At 46.8% G+C, this 18,326-nt stretch carries 20 protein-coding genes; 11 read left to right on the forward strand and 9 right to left on the reverse strand.

Going from position 1 to position 18,326, the window contains the following annotated elements; all coding sequences use genetic code 11:
- Nucleotides 1-220 precede the first annotated feature (220 nt).
- Genes rsxA through nth form a run of 7 tightly spaced genes read left to right on the forward strand, consistent with a single transcriptional unit; the run spans nucleotide 221 to nucleotide 6,750 of the window.
- Complete coding sequence (gene rsxA, locus RHEIN_RS07815) at nucleotides 221-802, forward strand: electron transport complex subunit RsxA (protein WP_008898435.1); 582 nt, start codon at nucleotides 221-223, stop codon at nucleotides 800-802.
- Entirely contained in the window at nucleotides 803-1,357 is a 555-nt protein-coding gene (gene rsxB, locus RHEIN_RS07820; protein ID WP_008898436.1) for an electron transport complex subunit RsxB, read from the forward strand.
- A 1-nt stretch (nucleotide 1,358) separates the two neighbouring features.
- Nucleotides 1,359-3,650: an electron transport complex subunit RsxC gene (gene rsxC, locus RHEIN_RS07825; protein ID WP_008898437.1), complete on the forward strand. Its 2,292-nt coding sequence runs from the start codon at nucleotides 1,359-1,361 to the stop codon at nucleotides 3,648-3,650.
- On the forward strand, nucleotides 3,647-4,711 hold the full coding sequence (rsxD, locus tag RHEIN_RS07830; protein WP_008898438.1) for an electron transport complex subunit RsxD: 1,065 nt from the start codon (nucleotides 3,647-3,649) through the stop codon (nucleotides 4,709-4,711). The genes rsxC and rsxD overlap by 4 nt, the downstream gene beginning before the upstream one ends.
- Nucleotides 4,711-5,337, forward strand: coding sequence for an electron transport complex subunit RsxG (gene rsxG / locus RHEIN_RS07835; RefSeq protein ID WP_008898439.1), 627 nt, complete (start codon nucleotides 4,711-4,713; stop codon nucleotides 5,335-5,337). Before rsxD ends, rsxG begins: the two co-directional genes overlap by 1 nt.
- Nucleotides 5,338-5,369: 32 nt before the next feature.
- Nucleotides 5,370-6,065, forward strand: coding sequence for an electron transport complex subunit E (locus RHEIN_RS07840; protein WP_040554801.1), 696 nt, complete (start codon nucleotides 5,370-5,372; stop codon nucleotides 6,063-6,065).
- Nucleotides 6,066-6,090: 25 nt separating this feature from the next.
- Nucleotides 6,091-6,750, forward strand: a complete 660-nt coding sequence (gene nth, locus RHEIN_RS07845) for an endonuclease III (protein ID WP_008898441.1) — start codon at nucleotides 6,091-6,093, stop codon at nucleotides 6,748-6,750.
- 176 nt (nucleotides 6,751-6,926) lie between these two features.
- Here the strand turns inward: nth and RHEIN_RS07850 are convergent, their stop codons facing one another.
- From RHEIN_RS07850 to RHEIN_RS07860, 3 genes are all read right to left on the reverse strand, one after another.
- Nucleotides 6,927-7,895, reverse strand: coding sequence for a polysaccharide deacetylase family protein (locus RHEIN_RS07850; RefSeq protein WP_008898442.1), 969 nt, complete (start codon nucleotides 7,893-7,895; stop codon nucleotides 6,927-6,929).
- 118 nt (nucleotides 7,896-8,013) lie between these two features.
- Nucleotides 8,014-9,054, reverse strand: a complete 1,041-nt coding sequence (locus RHEIN_RS07855) for an acyltransferase family protein (RefSeq protein WP_008898443.1) — start codon at nucleotides 9,052-9,054, stop codon at nucleotides 8,014-8,016.
- Nucleotides 9,055-9,147: 93 nt separating this feature from the next.
- A complete protein-coding gene (locus RHEIN_RS07860; protein ID WP_192826709.1) occupies nucleotides 9,148-9,978 on the reverse strand; it encodes an alpha/beta hydrolase in 831 nt (276 codons plus the stop codon).
- Nucleotides 9,979-10,739: 761 nt separating this feature from the next.
- Between RHEIN_RS07860 and gloA the strand changes: the two genes are divergently transcribed.
- Nucleotides 10,740-11,141, forward strand: coding sequence for a lactoylglutathione lyase (gloA, locus tag RHEIN_RS07865; RefSeq protein WP_008898445.1), 402 nt, complete (start codon nucleotides 10,740-10,742; stop codon nucleotides 11,139-11,141).
- A gap of 63 nt (nucleotides 11,142-11,204) precedes the next feature.
- On the opposite strand, the gene RHEIN_RS07870 is transcribed toward gloA, so the two are convergent.
- The 6 genes from RHEIN_RS07870 to RHEIN_RS07895 all read right to left on the reverse strand — a co-directional run bounded on the left by RHEIN_RS07870 (nucleotide 11,205) and on the right by RHEIN_RS07895 (nucleotide 14,821).
- Nucleotides 11,205-12,095, reverse strand: coding sequence for an aspartoacylase (locus RHEIN_RS07870; RefSeq protein ID WP_008898446.1), 891 nt, complete (start codon nucleotides 12,093-12,095; stop codon nucleotides 11,205-11,207).
- A gap of 135 nt (nucleotides 12,096-12,230) precedes the next feature.
- The gene (locus RHEIN_RS07875) at nucleotides 12,231-12,455 is read right to left on the reverse strand and encodes a bacterioferritin-associated ferredoxin (protein ID WP_008898447.1); all 225 of its coding nucleotides are present in this window, start codon (nucleotides 12,453-12,455) and stop codon (nucleotides 12,231-12,233) included.
- 116 nt (nucleotides 12,456-12,571) lie between these two features.
- Entirely contained in the window at nucleotides 12,572-12,964 is a 393-nt protein-coding gene (locus RHEIN_RS07880; protein ID WP_008898448.1) for a DUF2750 domain-containing protein, read from the reverse strand.
- Nucleotides 12,965-13,051: 87 nt separating this feature from the next.
- The gene (locus RHEIN_RS07885) at nucleotides 13,052-13,933 is read right to left on the reverse strand and encodes a peptidylprolyl isomerase (RefSeq protein ID WP_008898449.1); all 882 of its coding nucleotides are present in this window, start codon (nucleotides 13,931-13,933) and stop codon (nucleotides 13,052-13,054) included.
- A gap of 20 nt (nucleotides 13,934-13,953) precedes the next feature.
- On the reverse strand, nucleotides 13,954-14,385 hold the full coding sequence (locus RHEIN_RS07890) for a YqaA family protein (protein WP_008898450.1): 432 nt from the start codon (nucleotides 14,383-14,385) through the stop codon (nucleotides 13,954-13,956).
- A 16-nt stretch (nucleotides 14,386-14,401) separates the two neighbouring features.
- Nucleotides 14,402-14,821 (reverse strand): MAPEG family protein, encoded by a 420-nt coding sequence (locus RHEIN_RS07895; RefSeq protein ID WP_008898451.1) that lies wholly within the window; start codon nucleotides 14,819-14,821, stop codon nucleotides 14,402-14,404.
- A gap of 158 nt (nucleotides 14,822-14,979) precedes the next feature.
- Here RHEIN_RS07895 and RHEIN_RS07900 point away from each other — a divergent pair, with 158 nt between their 5' ends.
- The 3 genes from RHEIN_RS07900 (at nucleotide 14,980) to RHEIN_RS07910 (ending at nucleotide 18,312) form a co-directional block, all read left to right on the forward strand.
- Nucleotides 14,980-15,561: a thymidine kinase gene (locus RHEIN_RS07900; protein ID WP_008898452.1), complete on the forward strand. Its 582-nt coding sequence runs from the start codon at nucleotides 14,980-14,982 to the stop codon at nucleotides 15,559-15,561.
- A 13-nt stretch (nucleotides 15,562-15,574) separates the two neighbouring features.
- Nucleotides 15,575-16,600 (forward strand): MJ1255/VC2487 family glycosyltransferase, encoded by a 1,026-nt coding sequence (locus RHEIN_RS07905; RefSeq protein WP_008898453.1) that lies wholly within the window; start codon nucleotides 15,575-15,577, stop codon nucleotides 16,598-16,600.
- Nucleotides 16,601-16,695: 95 nt separating this feature from the next.
- Complete coding sequence (locus RHEIN_RS07910; protein WP_008898454.1) at nucleotides 16,696-18,312, forward strand: response regulator; 1,617 nt, start codon at nucleotides 16,696-16,698, stop codon at nucleotides 18,310-18,312.
- The last annotated feature ends 14 nt before the right edge of the window (nucleotides 18,313-18,326 follow it).

Consider the following 18,326-nt stretch of genomic DNA (forward strand, 5'->3'; position numbering starts at 1 on the left):
CCCGCAGTTTTTAATCCGTCTTATTGCCCGTTGTGGTATTTGGCGGCATGTCCCGGCCCTGCCATTGGCACCGTTGTGACCTTTAGACGGGCGGGTACAAGACCCGCCCCAACGTTTTTTGTTTTATCAAACATAGGTTTGTAATTCAGAATCGTTCTGTGTTGTTGTTTCGATTGTTACAAAGCCGCATAATAGCGCGACTTTTTTCTGGGGTTCTTTTATGTCGGAATTTTTGCTGTTGCTGGTCAGCACAGTGCTGGTGAATAACTTCGTTCTGGTGAAGTTTCTCGGCTTATGCCCTGTGATGGGCGTATCAAAAAAACTCGAAACCGCCATTGGCATGTCGATGGCGACTACTTTTGTTCTGACCTTAGCCTCGCTTTGCAGTTATCTGGTCGATTTTTATTTATTACAGCCGCTGGATTTAATGTATCTGCGTACCTTAAGTTTTATTCTGGTGATCGCTGTGGTGGTGCAATTTACTGAAATGGTGGTGCATAAAACCAGCCCTACTTTGTATCGTTTATTAGGTATCTTTTTACCTTTAATCACCACCAACTGCGCTGTATTGGGCGTGGCTATTCTGAACGTCAATGCCCGTCATGATTTTTTCTCCTCTGTGGTCTATGGCTTTGGTGCTGCTGCCGGTTTTTCTTTGGTACTGATTTTGTTTGCCGCTATGCGCGAGCGTCTGGCTGCCGCCGATGTACCAGTGTCTTTTAAAGGTGCAGCTATAGGTATGATTACCGCGGGTTTAATGTCTTTAGCCTTTATGGGCTTTACTGGTTTGGTGAAAGCGTAAATGTCTATTATCACAGCCCTTTGGGCTTTGGGTATTCTGGCGCTGGTCTTTGGTGCCGCTCTGGGATACGCCGCCATACGTTTTAAAGTGGATGCCGATCCACTGGTTGAACAAATTGACGAAATTTTACCGCAAACTCAATGTGGTCAATGTGGCTATCCGGGTTGCAGGCCTTATGCCGAAGCCATAGCCAATGGCGATGACATCAATAAATGCCCGCCCGGTGGCGACACCACCATCAAAAAACTGGCCGACTTAATGGGTGTCGAAGCCAAACCTTTGGATGCAGCCCAAACTCCGGCGATAAAACGTGTAGCCTATATCCGTGAAGATGAATGCATTGGTTGTACTAAATGTATTCAGGCCTGCCCTGTGGATGCCATAGTCGGCGCTTCTAAGCAGATGCATACCGTCATTATCGACGAATGCACAGGTTGTGATTTATGTGTTGAACCTTGTCCTGTGGATTGCATTGATATGGTGCCATTGGCCAGCAGTATTGAACGCTGGAAATGGGACTTAAATGCCATTCCGGTAAAAGTGCTGGAGTCCTAACTTGCCTACTTTATTTCAACAAATTCAGGCAGGAAAAGTCTGGGACTTTCACGGTGGTATTCACCCGCCAAGCCGTAAAGAGCGCACCAATCAAAAACCTGTGGCGCTTTTGGATATTCCTGACCGTTTATATATACCACTGCGCCAGCATATAGGTGTGGCAGGCAAAGTGCTGGTCAAAGTGGGCGATCGGGTACTCAAAGGCCAGGCTTTAACTCAGGCCGATAATGCGATGGCTGTGCCTGTGCATGCGCCAACCTCAGGCATGGTGCTTGCGATTGAACTACATACCAGCACTCACCCATCGAGCTTAGCTGAACCTACTTTAGTGCTGGCTCCGGATGGCATGGACGAATGGCGGCCACGTAAGCCATTGGATCCAGAACAAGTGGATATCTATACCTTACTGGAACGCATTCAGGAATCCGGTATTTCAGGTATGGGCGGTGCAGGCTTCCCAACTCATATTAAAGTGAATGTTAAACAGCCGGTGGATTATCTGATCATCAATGCTGTGGAGTGTGAACCCTACATCACTGCAGATGACATGCTGATGCAGGAACGCGCCAGCGATATTATTGCCGGTATCGAAATACTGGTGAAACTGCTCAGTCCAAAAGCGGTATTGATAGGTATTGAAGATGATAAACCTATAGCAGCAGCCTCATTAAAAGCAGCTATAGGCCAGAGAGACAACTACTTTGTGCGGGAAGTGCCCACCAAGTACCCGTCCGGTGGCGAAAAACAATTAATCCAACTGCTGACCAATAAAGAAGTTCCTGCGGGTCGAAGACCTTTAGATATTGGCATTGTGATGCAAAACGTCGGCACTGCTTTTGCGATAGCTCAGGCGGTGCTGGATGATATTCCGCTGATCCATCGTGTAGTGACAGTGGCAGGTGAAACTTTAGCCCAGCAGCAAAACGTACTGGCTCTGATCGGTACTCCTATTTCTGATTTATTAAACGCCTGTGGTTTTCAGGCTGAACCACAGCAGCGCATTATTGTTGGTGGCCCTATGATGGGCTTTGCCATAGCCGACTGGTCTGTGCCTGTAGTCAAAACCACCAACTGCGTGTTAGCCCCGACTGAAAACGAGCTGGGTGCTGCCAGCGAGGAAATGGATTGTATCCGTTGTGGTGCTTGTGCCGACGCCTGCCCTGCCAGCTTATTGCCGCAGCAGCTGTTGTGGTACAGCAAAGCTCATGATCAGGACAAACTGGCCGAATACAATTTATCCGACTGCATTGAATGTGGCGCCTGCGCTTATGTCTGCCCAAGCGAAATTCCTCTGGTGCATTATTACCGGGTAGCCAAAGCTGAAATTCGTGAAACTCAGCGTGAAGCCTTAAAAGCCGAACAAGCCAAAGCCCGTTTTGATGCCCGCACCGAACGTTTAGAGCGGGAAAAACAAGAGCGTCTGGAACGCAACCAGCAACTGGCGGCTCAGCGGGTAGCACAGCAACAAGCCAGCGGTCAGGCAAGCCAAAGCGCGGCAGCAGTGCAACAAGCATTGGCGCGCACTCAGCAGCAAAGCGACCAGCCACTGGATAAAGCACAAATTATTGCAGAGCGTGAACGTAAAAAAGCCGAAGCCTTGGCTTATCAACAGCAAAAACAACAGGCTCAAACTGCAACGCCGGCAGAAAACACAGCGCCAGGTACTGCCGAAGATCCACGCAAAGCGGCTATAGCTGCAGCTTTGGCCCGTGCCAAAGCGAAAAAACAAGCAGAAGCACAGCCTGAAGCCATTGAACAACCAGCACCAGCTGAAACTGCGGCTTCTGATACTCCTGATATGGATGCAAAAAAAGCTGCAGTAGCCGCCGCTATAGCCCGTGCTAAAGCAAAAAAACAAGCTGAAGCACAACCAGAAGCTATTGAGCAACCAGCACCAGCTGAAACTGCTGCTTCTGATATTCCTGATGTGAATGCTAAAAAAGCTGCAGTAGCTGCCGCTATAGCCCGAGCCAAAGCAAAAAAACAAGCAGAAGCACAACCTGAAGCTGTTGAACAACCAGCACCAGCTGAAACTGCGTCTTCTGATACTGCTGATATGGATGCAAAAAAAGCCGCAGTGGCCGCCGCTATAGCCCGTGCCAAGGCGAAAAAGTTAGCGGAACAGGCTGAAGCCCAACAGCAAACAGAAGTGAAGGCTACAACACAACAGGCTCCTTCAGCAGAACCTCAAGAGCCTGTAGCACCACCAGAACAAGATGCCAAAAAAGCCGCCATAGCAGCTGCTATAGCCCGGGCCAAAGCTAAAAAACAACAAAACAGCGAGCCGTTATGAGTTTTAAGATCGCCAGCTCTCCGCACCAGCACATCCAAAAAACGACTGCCCAGTTGATGAAACTGGTGGCTGTGGCCGCCGTGCCTGGTATTGCAGTGCAGGCTTACTTTTTTGGTTACGGAGTACTGATCCAACTGCTGCTGGCCATCATCACGGCTTTGCTTTGTGAAGCTGCAGTACTGGCGCTTCGTGGGAAAAAAGTCAAAGTGAAATTGCTGGACCACAGCGCTTTAGTCACAGCCTTGTTGCTTGCTGTTGCTATCCCCTCTTATGCCCCATGGTGGCTGGTAGTGATAGGCACAGCTTTTGCCATTATTGTGGTGAAACAACTGTACGGCGGCTTAGGGAACAACTTATTTAACCCGGCCATGGCGGCTTATGTATTGCTGTTGGTGTCATTTCCGCTGCCTATGACCAGTTGGTTACCTGCGGCACCTTTGCAGCAGCAAAGCCTGGGTCCTGCCGATGCAGTCTGCACTATTTTTACCAACTTTAGCTGCAGTGGCTATAGTATCAGCCAGCTGCGCCAGGATGCAGATGGCATCAGTATGGCCACGCCGCTGGATACGTTAAAAACCGATCTGTCTCAAGGCTACACCACAGAAGAAAGTATGAAAAAACCTGTGTTTGGCTGGTTATCCGGTGAAGGCTGGTTTTGGGTCAATTTAGCTTATTTGGCAGGTGGTTTGTTTTTACTGCAGCAAAAAGTGATTCAGTGGCGTATTCCTGTGGCTGTATTAGGTTCCTTGTTTGGTTTTAGTTTCATCGCCTGGCTGATATCACCGGACACCAATGCCAGCCCACTATTCCAACTATTTTCCGGCGCTACCATGCTGGCTGCTTTTTTTATTGCGACCGATCCGGTGTCAGCGTCAACCACAGAAAAAGGCCGGCTGGTTTTTGGTGCTTTAATAGGTGGATTGGCCTTTGTGATCCGTAGTTACGGTGGTTATCCGGACGCTTTTGCTTTTGCCGTGATGCTGGCCAATATGACGGTGCCGTTGATTGACTACTACACCCAGCCCCGAACTTATGGCCATAAAAGCAAAGGAGCGCGCTGATGCTAAGTTCTGTAGGTAAAAATGCGCTGTTGCTTGGTACTGCCGCCGTACTTTGTGTCTTTGCTGTGGCTGCTGTCAATGAAATTACAAAAAGCGAAATCGCTCAGCAGCAGCTTGACGGCAAACTTCGCACCTTAGTGGAAGTGATGCCAGAACTGGCGGGTAACACCACTGTTTTGAACGACTGTGTAGCCGCGCTGGATACAGAGTTATTAGGCAAAGAAGCCAAACAGAATATCTACCGCTATAGGGTGGAAGGCGCAGTCAAAGCCTATTTAGTCGAAACCACAGCACCAGATGGCTACAGCGGCGCCATTGAAGTGCTGGCAGCCATCAGCCCGGACAGCGGGATTATTGGTGTAAGGGTGCTGAGCCATAAAGAAACTCCGGGCCTGGGCGATAAAATCGAACTGAGAAAAAGCCCATGGGTGCTGAGCTTTAATGGCCAGACTCTGGGTTCAAAAGATGATCGTAGTTTTGCCGTAAAAAAAGACGGTGGTCAGTTTGACCAGTTTGCCGGTGCTACTATTACGCCTCGTGCGGTAGTGAAAGCAGTGAAAAACGCAGCTATTTATATTCAGCAACATCCGGAACTGGCCAGTCTGCCCTCTGATTGTGCAGTCTGAATGGTATGGAATCTTCTCCGATGGAAAGCAAAATGAATCAATATCAGGAGTTAGTCCGACAGGGCTTGTGGAAAAACAACCCAGGCCTGGTGCAGTTATTAGGTCTTTGTCCTTTACTTGCCGTCACCAACAGCCTGGCCAGCGCTTTGGGTTTAGGTTTGGCCACTATGCTGGTGTTATTAAGCACCAACACTGTAGTGTCGCTCATCCGCAATTATGTGCCTAATGAAATCCGTATTCCGGTTTTTGTGATGGTGATTGCTTCTGTGGTGACTGTGATCGAGCTGTTGATGCATGCTTTTATGTATAACCTATATCAGGCTTTGGGCATTTTTATTCCACTGATAGTCACCAACTGCATAGTGATTGGCCGGGCTGAAGCTTTTGCCTCGAAAAATGCCGTTCTACCAGCAGCTTTTGATGGGTTGATGATGGGCACTGGTTTTGCGTTGGTGCTTTGTACTTTAGGTGCGGTACGTGAAGTCATAGGTTCTGGTACTTTGTTTGCCGGAGCGGATTTACTGCTGGGTGATTGGGCCAAAGTGCTGACCATTCATTTGTATCAGGCCGATAACCAGTTTTTATTGGCCATATTGCCACCAGGCGCTTTTTTAGTGATGGGCTTTCTGATCGCAGCTAAAAACGCTGTGGATGCCCGAATTGCGGCCAAAGCTAAACCTGTCGAACAAAAAATCAGCCGGGCACGTGTCACTCACGTGTCTACCTAGCAGCAAGGGATTTGAATAAAGTCGAATGAACAAAGAAAAACGTATTCAGATATTACAGCGTCTGCGGGAAAACAACCCTAACCCCACCACTGAACTGGAATTTAATTCGCCTTTTGAATTGCTGGTGGCTGTGTTGTTATCAGCTCAGGCCACTGACGTCAGCGTCAATAAAGCCACCCGTCTGCTCTACCCTGTTGCGAATACGCCACAGGCTATTTTTGACTTGGGTGTCGACGGTGTAAAGCACTACATCAAGACGATTGGGCTTTTTAACTCAAAAGCCGAGAACCTGATTAAAACCTGCCGTATTCTGATCGATCAGCACAACAGCATAGTGCCGGAAAACCGTGAAGCTTTAGAAGCTTTGCCAGGTGTAGGCCGTAAAACAGCCAATGTGGTGCTGAACACAGCTTTTGGCTGGCTAAAAGATAACGAAGGTAAATACTTTATCGCCGTCGATACCCATATCCAACGCGTCGCAAACCGTACAGGCTACGCCAAGGGCAAAACGGTTGAAGAAACCGAACAAAGCATCATTAAAAACACCCCGAATAAATCTGAGTTTATGTATGACCTGCATCACTGGCTGATCCTGCATGGCCGCTATACCTGCGTGGCACGTAAACCTAAATGTGGATCGTGCATCATTGAGGATCTGTGTGAGTTTAAAGAAAAAACTGAATAGCCACATGACTGGTTAGAGTGAATAGCGGTTATCCAGGCATAAGTTCCAGCTGAATGACAGATGCACCTGATGAATAAGAGCCTATAGGAAACAGTGTTTGGTTTTACCCACGCTGGCCCATAAGTGGCGTCCCATCCAGGAGACGCCAACTTTTATTTATGATTTAGACCCCGACACTACAGCTTTCCATTTTTCAGCGTTGTTATGGCGTGTTGGTGTTCGGCAAATGCTTCAGCAGTAGGCTCTGGCTCTGTTGCCCAGTTCACTTTATTTTCCTTAGATTTATCCCAGCGAAACAACCAATGAATACCGAATTTAAATGCTTGAGTTGGCTCAGAATATACCGCGTGCTCTAAAGTATTCTCTAAGCTTTGAAACTGATAACCACGTGATTGCAAGGACATCAGAATGCTGTCTAAACTATCGGCGTTTAATTGATTAACGTGCAGCATTAAGATGTGCGGCACTGGCTGGTCAAACATTTTTGCGCTGGCACTTTCGTAAAAATCTAATCTACGCTCTGTAAACGCAAGGTACTGCTGTTTATAAGTATTTGCCTCTGAGAGCTGTTTATTGTGCAGCTTGACTGTATAAGGCGCATCAAACACGTAATCTGTATTTTCCATCGTCACCGGAACTAATCTGAGACCTAACTTTTCCAGGCCCTTATCGAGCATCTGTTGCGCGTTATGGGTGTCGCCTGCATGCAAATAAGGCGGGCGAAAGAACTTTTGCTTTTGTTTGCCTAGCACCCTTTGCGTTGTTATCGCGCCCTTTTGAATGTCCGCCAGATAAGTGTTTAATTCAGTCTTATGGTAGGAAATATGTGAAAATGTATGGTTGCCAAGATGGTGCCCCTGCTTGTGCCAATCGGATAACAGAGACTGCAATAATTGGGGGTCGTTTTTAAGGTGGCCTTCATTCACAAATCCAGTTGCTTTTATATTGTACTTCTTCAGGGTATCAAGTAGTTGTTGGTTGATGTCTTTGAGTGATTCCGCCGGTAGAGTAAATTCACCGTGGATGGGGACATCATCAAAGGTGATTGAGATGTTCTTAGGATGCTGCTCCTTTGCGTCCACACAAAGACTGGCAACACACGCATAAGCGACGATTGACACATAAATCAACTTCATAATAAACATGATTATTTTCCACTTCCCTTTGGTTTTTTAAATATAGTCTTTGGGTTCATCTGGCATGAAACCAAAGTGTAATTGGTCTTCTACTTTTGATTCAATTCGAATAATGTTTTCCAACTGTTTATAACGCCTTAAGCGCGCCCTGCTGGTTTAATTTGTTAAATAGGTTACTGCGCACCAGCCTGGCTACAGGTTTTTCAAAGGATCTGTATGACAGATAAGCGGCCAATACACTTAAAATGAAAGACAGCAATAACTTTAGTTCGACGGATACATCAAACTGATTGACTTGCACAATAATGGGCAGATGCAGCAAATAGAAGGAGTAGGAAATTTTTCCGATAAAGTCACCAAGCTTGTTAGCCAGCAAAACATTGTTATCTGGAACCAGGAACACCAAACAAAAGAAAACCGAGCTCATCACCAGCAGTACTTCGTAGCTTAACCACATTTTCATCTTTGCATCAGAACTCACAGGCGAAAACTCAGGGTACATCAGTGGGATTAAGCAAAGAACTACTATAAACCTGTTTTTCCTCAGATACTCTGGAACTTTTAGCTGTTTATAGTGCATGCCAAAAATGACACCGATAAAAAAGTAAGGCAAAGTTCTGAGCACACTAAACAGGTTGTATGGAACGCCGTTGATATCACCATGTATTTTGGGGAAGTTCGAAAAAAACAGCAAAATCATCACGGCCAGGATGAGCAGATAAATATAGCCAGCTCTGTTTTTTGAGAATGCCCAAAAAATAATAAAAATAAAGTAGAAGTGAATTTCTGCCGGAATAGACCAGAGTACGCTTTCACCATAGAGAAATAATAAGTGCCCTACTAACGATTTGAAATCTGGTATGTGATAGAGAAAATCTTTATCGGCCAGCGACAACAGATAAGAACAGAGCACAATCAGCAGGTACAGCGGCAGCACCCTGCCCGCCCGGGCTAAAAAATAACTTTTGATATTCACCGGATTAAAGGCTTTATCTATATAGAGATAAGACATCAAAAATCCGCTCAGCATAAAAAACAGCATCACACCATAAGCGCCAGAGCCGCCGCCTAAAGAGCCGTCAAGCCAATGAGTTATATCACTAAAGTGGGTGACAAAAACGATAAGCGCAGCCAGGCCCCGCAACGTATTGAGTTTTCTAATTTCCAAACATGACTCCTTTGTCGGGTTTTAGCGGGATCTAAAATCTTTCTCAGCCGTGCAGGGGAGCTTTAGGCCACGAATAACACAGCTAGTGAAACATCATTGCCGTTTTATGCCATACACCCAGTCTAAACCCTGAATGGCAGTAGTGGGGAATGCGGTGACATGACTCGCGCCTGAAATAGTTGAAAATTTCAGTTCGATATCAGCACTACCGAGGCCCGCAATTTTTTCCTTCAGCTGAATTGCTCCCTTGACCATATCTTGCCCTTCGCCATAAGCAGGCGTTTCATATTCACCAACGGATAAGTACACTTTTGTTTGTAGCTTTGGTTTAACGGCTTGCAACGCCAGAATCACGTGATGATCAAACCAGACGGACGGGCTACCCAGTATGTAGTTTGAAAACAGATCTGGCTCGCTAAACAAAATATAAGCGCCAAACAAAGCGCCGAGCGAATTGCCAACAAAAGTTCTATCTTTTTTGCTTGCCCGATAATGATGTTCAATAAACGGAATAACTGTGTCACGAAGAAACAGCTTATGCCCTATCGCGTTGCCGGTCTGTTGCTTCCAAGCTTTCGTGACTGTGGGCGTGTAGTCTCTGGTTCTGCTGTTGGTGCCCACTGAACCTTTTTCATAAGACACAGCCACAATAATGGCATGCTGCATAACACCAGTGTTCATCGGAAAACGCGTCGCACCTGCGACTACAGGAAAAGTGTAATGGGCATCGGTCAGGTAAATCACTGGATAAAGGTTGTCCGTTTGACTGGTGTAGGATACAGGCAATTGAATAAACAACGGATAAACACGACCAGTGGATTTTTCCTCGAGTTCAATCACTGAACTCCGTGGCAATTCATAGGGGGTTTCAGCACTTAACTTAAAACAGATCAGCAGTAATGCCGATAGCAGATACAACTTCATTTGATTCACCATGCTGTGTACCACTCAAATTGAGAGTGACCTCGTACCTCTTTAGTCTGCCAGCCAGCACTATTTGCTGACGCACAAATGTATGGGTGAAACGCCAGCTCTGCTGGCCGCTATTGTTTTTCTTAAAATTATTTCGACATTACCAACTCAGGCGTGTTGGGTTGTTGCATCCTGGAGGCTGGTCAATGATTCAGAATACCAAGAGTGCGACACATGTCGCCACCCGTCAAGAAAAATCTGCGACAACTGTCGCGACACTCATTCAAGCATGACAACTAGGGCGTGTTGACGTTTCGAGATTAAATTTTGTTCGTTCTGGCGCCGCTTTGAGCGCGAAAGGAGGAGCGAAGTTTAGTTATTCTAAATGAGCGACGAGTGACAAAGCTCAGGGCGCCGCCAGACGAACCCGAAGGGCAGCGCCTGGCCGGCCTTTCTGCTGCGTTAGCACTCGTTTGTGTAGAATAACTACACCGCACTCGCGCTGCCTTGCATAAAAACCGGCCAGACTGCTGCAAAAATAACCCTGAAACGTCAACACGCCCTAGTCTCTTAGGGCTATGAATTCTGAACCTTTAATTGTGTCGTTCTGGCGCTGAGCCGCCCTGTCAGGGCAGCAGAATATGTTACCATCCACTGCCGCACTGCGAATTTAGGCTGCCCTACTATTGCGGTCGTCCCATATCTTCCGTGTTAGCAGCAGAACCACTGAAGATCTGTGCAAGTTTGCTAAAAAAATAGATGAAGGAATTTTTATGCGTATTTTACATACCATGCTTCGAGTTACTAACTTAGAACGCTCTTTAGCTTTTTACACTGAAGTATTGGGCATGAAACTGTTACGTACCTCAGAAAACGCTGAATACAAATACACCCTGGCTTTTGTGGGTTTCAGCGATGAAAGCGAAGGTGCCGTATTAGAACTCACTTACAACTGGGGCGTTGACAGCTACGAGCCGGGCACAGCTTATGGTCATATCGCCTTAGAAGTAGAAGATATTTACGCTGCTTGTGAGTTGATCCGCACTAAAGGTGGTGTGATTAGCCGCGAACCTGGCCCGGTGAAAGGCGGCAGCACAGAAATTGCATTTGTCCGTGACCCGGACAACTACGCTATTGAGCTTATCCAGAAAAAAGCCAGCTACGTTCAGCTGTAATCCAGTGATAGCAAAAAGGAGCCGATTGGCTCCTTTTTCAATTCCACAACGATTTCAATCTGGTTATTCGAGTTCAATCCAGATTTTGTCATTCAGCGACATCGCCAGATTGTTGTCGTAATAAGCCGCTTCATTGATAAAGGTTGGATACACTACGGTATCGCCGTCGTAGGGTACTTCAGTGCCATCAAATAAGGTAAAGATCGGATCGCCCGGGTGAATAGGCTGATAGTCTTTGTCCTGCACATTTTTGTGCACCATACCCAAACGTTCACCTTTTTCGTTCATCGGTAATTTAATACTGTGCAAATACAGATAGGCTTCAGTGCGTTTTGGCAGCTTTGGCAGGCTCTGGGTGTTGTATAGCTCTACAAAGTCCAGAATATGTGCCGTCATCTCGTGCATTTGCTCAAGCACGTCCTGACGCAGCACAGACTGAGATTGCGGCCCTACTTCCACTATTACCCCATAACGGCCCAGCGTACACATCAGCGCGTGATCGGAGGCCTCTAAATGGTCTTCATCGCGGGAGATAATAGCTTCTGGCATTTTCATCTTCACATAAGCAGCCATCTGATTATAAAAAGCACCAGCCTGCGTCATGATCAAGCAAGCGCCCATATTGCTGGTGGTGTTGTGTAAATCAATCACCAGATCTGTTTTGGCATGGCCTTTTGGCCCCAAAATTTCATTGATCACTTTGGCGCGGCTTTGTTCGTAATTGGTGAGCTCTGGATTGGCCAAATCAACAGTTTTAAACTGACGGTTTAAATCGCTGTGGATGTAACGCTTATTGGCTTTGTGCGCCTCAGGATTGGCAAACAAGGTGCTGGTTTCAAAGCTTGCACGTTGAATCAAAGCCGGGTTGGCCTGGTACTGGCGAATAGCATAAATACCGGAGAATTCGTTGCCGTGGGTGCCACCCACTATCGCAACCTTAGCAATTTTAGTCATAAGGCTCACCTCAGAAAAAGATGCCAACATTATGCCTAGCCAAAGCAATAAATGCAGCCCATTTAACTTTAAATGCTGATTTTATGAATAAAAATGAAAAATAGTGCTTAGGCTACATTGGAATTCAAGAATGAATTAAGCGGCCGGACGAGAGTTATTGACCATCAACACCGGAATACGTTGTTGTGAGGAGTGTTTCGATAATGCAGAGTCAAGAATATCGCTGGCCTGACAAACACATTTGCCACATTGAGTACCTACACCCAAATTTTGCTTCAGCTCGCGCATAGAACAAGCACCTGCTTCGACCTGTTGGCGAATGGCTTTATCTGTAACTGCTTTACAAAGACAAACGTACATAAATGCACCTGCGTAATGAACTGCAGGCATAGTAATCTAATCAAGAATGGTTATCAATAGCTTCGGCAAGAAAAATAGGGGCCAGAATTTCTGACCCTTATCGGTTTTTAAAACTGTTATTCGTTGTCTTGTGTCGCTTCAATCAGAGTTTCAGAGAACTCTTCAGGGCCAATCACCACACCAGGTTCAGCAGCGTGTGGGAATACAGCTATAGCTAATTCGTCACCGTCTAAACCAGCAGTCCACTTGTCTAACCAGGTGGCGATATCTACAGCCTGAGCCTGACATTCAGCCCAGTCACCATTGATCCACAATTGTGCTAATTCAGCATGTGGCCATACCGGGATGCAACGCTCTTCATCGGCATCAACCAATACAAAACCTTCCTCATCCACCAGGATCCAGATCTTTTCCAGATCGGCCACGGCCTGAATGAAGTAGTCGTAACGCTGTTCAGCGTCCAATAAACTGAGTTTGTTTAAATCGTCAGCCGTTAATTCGTAGTTCATTGCTATCCCCTCGGAGCGCCACAGAAAAGGCGCACATAATGACTGAAAATGCAGTCATCGACCAGTAAATTTTGTCTTTTACAGGCTTTATACAGCTTTTATCAAACGCACCGACACCTGCGGATAACAAACATCCATATTGCCGTTGCCTTTGTGCTGATAAAACACATGAGTACGGGAACGGTGTTCAGCCAGAGACTGCGAAAACTCAGAACTGTTGGTACTGAGCATCTCCAGTGGCAACTGTCTGTCTGCCGCCAGCTCCGAACCTAAACGCGCTTGTTTAATTACAGTACGCGCTGCAGCCGAGCCTATTACGCCACCTTCCGTGGCTTCACCACGACGCACACGATTCACCGCATAATGGCCCCAGATCACTTTGCCAAAAGCCGACATATTTTTATCCAGATGGCGCGGAGCTTGCCCCATCATAATAGCAATGTCTGCCACAGCAGTATCGGGTTCATTGGCACGCGCCATATTCACCACACCGGGGCAATGCACCAGCCACTCCTGATTTTGTTCACGAGCTACGGCAAACCCCTGATTAAAACCAGTTTCTTCAGCTAACAAATCTGGGCGTTGCACCAAGAGATAGGGATCAGCACCGCGCACCGGCCAACTGAATTCAGCTTTCATCGGTGTTAATTTCGCTCTGTTGCCCCATTCATGCTCAGGCACACCAAACTGAGCGACAAAGCCTTCAATCACACGATAAAAAGTGACACCATCATAAAAGCGGTTTTTCACTAATTCTTTGACTCGTTTAACATGTTCAGGCGCAAACTGAGGCGCTAATAAAATAACAATACGGCCCTGATCTGTGTCCAGATAGAGCAAATTATCCTGTGGTAAAGCTTGCCATCCGATTTTAGTTTCAGATGCAGTTGCGGTTTTTTGTTGTGCCTCAGCACTGGCAAAACTTAAGGCCAGAGCCAAAGCCAGACCAGAGATCAATAACGCTTTCATTCACTCTCCTCTCTTTCGGTTTATACCCCAGGCATCAGGCCTATCAGCACACCATAACGCAAACCTTTGCCTAAGCCCACCAGCAGCACAAACCAAAACAAAGGAACTTTCAACACGCCTGCCACTAAGGTCAGCGGATCACCAATAACAGGCAGCCAGGCTAACAATAATGAAGGTAAACCCCAGCGCTGAAATCTGTTGCTGGCTTGCTCTATTTGGGCTGGCTTAAACATAAACCAGCTTTTATGCTGAAAGTTCAGTAGTTGCTTGCCCAGATACCAGTTCAGCACAGAGCCCAGCGTATTAAATACAGTAGCCACCAGCCAGAGCAGTAGCAACGAATGGCCTTGATGCACCAACCCCATTAACACCAACTCTGAACCAAAAGGTAACAAAGTGGCAGACACAAAAGCGCTGAGCGCCAGACTCAGGTAAGGCCAAAACAAATCCATCGTTAAGAAAACAGAGTTAAGCAAGCAAATAGGCAAAACTTAACTTCAGCCAGAACAGCAGCAACATCAAGGCACCAAAAACATAAACCGCAAAACGCAGACGTACATGGTTAGCGCCCACATGCACATAAGCATGCACCAAACGGCTGATGGCAAACAACCAACCCAACACAACCAGACTAATATCAGCGGCACCAAACTGCAGCGCAAAAACGACAGCAAACAGATACAACACCGGAAGCTGGAACTGATTGTCAAAGTTACGGCTGGCCGTAATCACTTTTTCATTAGCACCGGTTAAATCCATCACCCTGAATGCTTTGTAAGGCAGTTCCCGGTTTTTCGCCGCTTTAAAACGACGTTTGCCCATCAAAACCATCATGAGCAGTGTTAACACCACCTGCACCAGCACGGAGCCAAATAACCACTTGTCCATTGTTTCCCCTAAAGTTTTAGCACCATATTGGCCCAATTTGCGTGAAGTGGCAGTGTACGTCAATTGTCTTCTTACTGTCATCTTCCGACGTTAGGCTACGACAGAGTAAGGCTTTTGGTTATACTGCGACGGACTTTTAAAAAACCGAGACCACGCAGATGGCGCAATTGTATTTTTATTATTCGGCGATGAACGCAGGCAAATCAACCTCTTTACTGCAAAGTGCTTATAACTATCAGGAAAGAGGCATGACAGTGGCGTTGTTTACCGCCGCTATAGATGACAGATTTGGCATAGGCAAAATCAGCTCACGTATTGGCTTGTCGATGGACGCGCAGATTTTTGATGCAGATTTTGATTTTGTTGCCGCCTGCCAGGCACTGAAACAACAAGGCGCTTTGGACTGTGTGCTGATTGATGAAGCGCAGTTTTTATCCAAAGCTCAGGTGAAGCAACTGACTTATGTGGTTGATGATCTGAATGTGCCAGTGCTGGCTTTTGGTCTTAGAACCGACTTTTTAGGCGAAACCTTTGCCGGCAGCCAGGCCTTGTTGGCTTGGGCAGATAAACTAGTGGAATTAAAAACTGTGTGTCACTGTGGCCGAAAAGCCAACTTTGTGGTGCGACTGGACGAGCATGGTCACGCCGCTACCACAGGCAGTCAGGTGCAGATAGGCGGAAATAACCAATACATCTCTATGTGCCGCGTCCACTTTAAAGCGCTGGTCTGGAGGGACTGACAGGAGTAAAACTATGCGGGTTTTGTATGGTGTGCAGGCAACAGGCAATGGACATATCAGCAGAGCCCGCGCTATGGGCAAGTACCTCAAAGCAGAAGGCATAACAGTCGACTTTCTGTTTTCAGGCCGCCCTGCTGACCAGTTTTTTGATATGCAGCAGTTTGGTGACTTTCAGGTCAAAACAGGTTTGACCTTCGTGACAGAACAAGGCCATATCAACTATCTGAAAACGGCAATTGAAGCTAAACCTCTTGAGCTGTGGCGTGATATCCGCGAACTCGACTGTTCAGCTTATGATTTAGTACTGACCGACTTTGAACCCATCACAGCCTGGGCGGCACGACGACAAAAAAAGCGCTCTGTCGCCTTTGGTCACCAATATGCGTTCTTACACCAGATCCCACAAATTCATGACAACCCGCTAAGCCGCAGTATTTTTAAGTTTTTTGCGCCAGCTCAGCAACAAATAGGCCTGCACTGGCATCATTTTAATCAGCCCATATTGCCTCCTATTGTCGATTTAGAGCCTACGCTAAACACAGCCGATCCTCATAAAGTACTGGTTTATCTGCCTTTTGAAGATCAGCAACAAGTGATCCAGTGGTTACAACCTCTAAGCCAGTATCAGTTTTATCTGTACGGCCCTGGCCTGAGTAAAAACCAGCTTGGGCACATTCAATGTTCGGGCCCTTGTGTTGATGATTTTAAACGCGATTTGCATCAATCCAGTGCAGTGCTCAGTAACTCAGGGTTTGAACTGGTCAGCGAAGCGCTGCAACTGCAAAAACGTATTCTGGTGAAAGCCCTGCAAGGCCAGATGGAACAGGAGTCAAATGCGTTGGCGCTGACTCAGTTGCAACTGGGGCAAAGCACCAGCACACTCAATACAGCTGTGATTGCTGACTGGCTGACCTCCCCCATACAAGGCAACACAGTGCAGTACACCAATGTGGCTCAGGCTTTGGCCAAATGGATCCGCGCAGGCGCCTGCCCTACCGAATTGCAGCAGCTTAATTTATGGCAAAACCACAAGGCTTGAGCCGCTGACCAGCAAGCCTGATAAAAAATCACTTCTACCCAAAGCAGGTTTATGTTGTGGTAGGCTAGCGGCTGTTGGCGAAAGAGTTGAGTTAAGTGGTTTCCAGGCAAGCATTTTACCGGTCTAAAAAAGTACTGGTCATTGAAGATTACGAACAAGTTATAGCGTACATGAAAAGCATGTTGGCGCTGATTGGTTTCGACCAGGTCGTGGTCGCCCGTAATGCAGAAAGCGCCATGTCAGCCTGCCGCAAAACTGATTTTGATTTTATCTTATGCGACTACAACTTAGGTGTGGGCCGCGACGGTTATCAGTTATTTGAAGCCTTAAAAGCCGAACACAGCCTCAAACACAGTTGCTGCTTTATCGTGGTCAGTGGTGAACGTCATCGCCAGGCCGTGTATGGCATGATCGAGTTCCTGCCTGATGACTATCTGTTAAAACCTTTCAGCTATGCCGAACTTGAACGCCGCATTGGCCGCGCTTTTCAGGTAAAACGGGCGCTGAAGTATGCCTATCAGATGATCGCTGAAGAAAACTACCCTGATGCAATTCAGGCCTGTGACGTATCCCTCGAACAATACCCCGTGCACCATGCCTACATTCAGCGATTAAAAGGTGAACTCTTAGTGAAAGTTGGCCGCTATAAAGAAGCTGAAACTTTATATAGCGAGGTATTGGCCTTTCGTGATTTACCCTGGGCCAAACTTGGGATCGCTGTGGCTAAAGGCTATCAGGAGCAGGACAGCGAAGCAGAAAACATGCTGATAGAACTTACGGAGCAGCCTGAAACCAAAATTGAAGCGCTGGACTGGCTTACCCGTTTGTATTTAAGCCAAAACAAAACCGAAGAAGCCTTTAATACAGTGCGTGTTGTGGCCGACGCCTCCCCCAAAAACTATTTGCGCCAGCATGTATTGGCCAATTTAGCTGTGATCAACAATCAGCCGGATTTAGCAGTACGGGTGCACTCTAAACTACTGGAAGCCGCTAAATATTCAATCTACGACACTGCAGATAATATGCTGAACTACGCCCGGGCTATGATCCAAAATGCTCAGCTTTTATCTGTGCGTGACAAGCGCGCCATTTTAGGCAAAGTGGATTATTTTCTGAAAGATGTAAAAAAGCGTTTTAACCCTACGACTTACGAGCATGACAAGCTGGTGATAGAAGCAAGGGTTGCTGTGCTTGAAGGCAAAACCGACAAAGCCAAAAACTTACTGCAGCAAAGTGAAGAGCAAAGCTTAGGCCGCACTTTGTCGCCCTCTGCGTTACTGGACAGAGCCAGAGCTTATTTTGAAACCGGTAATCTGGCGATGAGTGACCATTATATGGGCTCACTCAACACCTTATCGCAAAGTGCAGATCTGTATAACAAAGCGCTGAATATGATGTTTTTATCCGAACAGGATAAGTACAGCCACAAAAGAGCCACCATGATGGCCAGCCACAACGCCGGAATGGAAGCTTACAGCTTGGGCCAGTACTCAGAGGCCATCACCTACTTTATCGAAGCACAAAAAACCATGCCAGCCAACGCCAGCATAGCGCTGAATTTGCTGCAGGCCATCAGCCAGCGTGGTCGCTTAAACGAAGATTTAATCTATCTGGCCCACAAATGCATGAACGTGATAGACGACACTGACTTACCCAAAGATCAACGCAAAAGATACCATTTCATCAAAGATCAAATTCAGCAGATGTTGTAAAAGTGGGATCACAT

The organism is Rheinheimera sp. A13L (genome assembly GCF_000217935.1).
Lineage (GTDB): Bacteria > Pseudomonadota > Gammaproteobacteria > Enterobacterales > Alteromonadaceae > Pararheinheimera.

What these genes read in the sequence shown, in the direction of transcription:
- rsxA (WP_008898435.1), top strand. Translation starts at nt 221, where the DNA reads ATGTCGGAATTTTTGCTGTTGCTGGTCAGCACAGTGCTGGTGAATAAC.
- rsxB (WP_008898436.1), top strand. Translation starts at nt 803, where the DNA reads ATGTCTATTATCACAGCCCTTTGGGCTTTGGGTATTCTGGCGCTGGTC.
- rsxD (WP_008898438.1), top strand. Translation starts at nt 3,647, where the DNA reads ATGAGTTTTAAGATCGCCAGCTCTCCGCACCAGCACATCCAAAAAACG.
- rsxG (WP_008898439.1), top strand. Translation starts at nt 4,711, where the DNA reads ATGCTAAGTTCTGTAGGTAAAAATGCGCTGTTGCTTGGTACTGCCGCC.
- RHEIN_RS07840 (WP_040554801.1), top strand. Translation starts at nt 5,370, where the DNA reads ATGAATCAATATCAGGAGTTAGTCCGACAGGGCTTGTGGAAAAACAAC.
- nth (WP_008898441.1), top strand. Translation starts at nt 6,091, where the DNA reads ATGAACAAAGAAAAACGTATTCAGATATTACAGCGTCTGCGGGAAAAC.
- RHEIN_RS07850 (WP_008898442.1), bottom strand. Translation starts at nt 7,895, where the DNA reads ATGTTTATTATGAAGTTGATTTATGTGTCAATCGTCGCTTATGCGTGT.
- RHEIN_RS07860 (WP_192826709.1), bottom strand. Translation starts at nt 9,978, where the DNA reads ATGAAGTTGTATCTGCTATCGGCATTACTGCTGATCTGTTTTAAGTTA.
- gloA (WP_008898445.1), top strand. Translation starts at nt 10,740, where the DNA reads ATGCGTATTTTACATACCATGCTTCGAGTTACTAACTTAGAACGCTCT.
- RHEIN_RS07870 (WP_008898446.1), bottom strand. Translation starts at nt 12,095, where the DNA reads ATGACTAAAATTGCTAAGGTTGCGATAGTGGGTGGCACCCACGGCAAC.
- RHEIN_RS07875 (WP_008898447.1), bottom strand. Translation starts at nt 12,455, where the DNA reads ATGTACGTTTGTCTTTGTAAAGCAGTTACAGATAAAGCCATTCGCCAA.
- RHEIN_RS07880 (WP_008898448.1), bottom strand. Translation starts at nt 12,964, where the DNA reads ATGAACTACGAATTAACGGCTGACGATTTAAACAAACTCAGTTTATTG.
- RHEIN_RS07885 (WP_008898449.1), bottom strand. Translation starts at nt 13,933, where the DNA reads ATGAAAGCGTTATTGATCTCTGGTCTGGCTTTGGCTCTGGCCTTAAGT.
- RHEIN_RS07890 (WP_008898450.1), bottom strand. Translation starts at nt 14,385, where the DNA reads ATGGATTTGTTTTGGCCTTACCTGAGTCTGGCGCTCAGCGCTTTTGTG.
- RHEIN_RS07895 (WP_008898451.1), bottom strand. Translation starts at nt 14,821, where the DNA reads ATGGACAAGTGGTTATTTGGCTCCGTGCTGGTGCAGGTGGTGTTAACA.
- RHEIN_RS07900 (WP_008898452.1), top strand. Translation starts at nt 14,980, where the DNA reads ATGGCGCAATTGTATTTTTATTATTCGGCGATGAACGCAGGCAAATCA.
- RHEIN_RS07905 (WP_008898453.1), top strand. Translation starts at nt 15,575, where the DNA reads ATGCGGGTTTTGTATGGTGTGCAGGCAACAGGCAATGGACATATCAGC.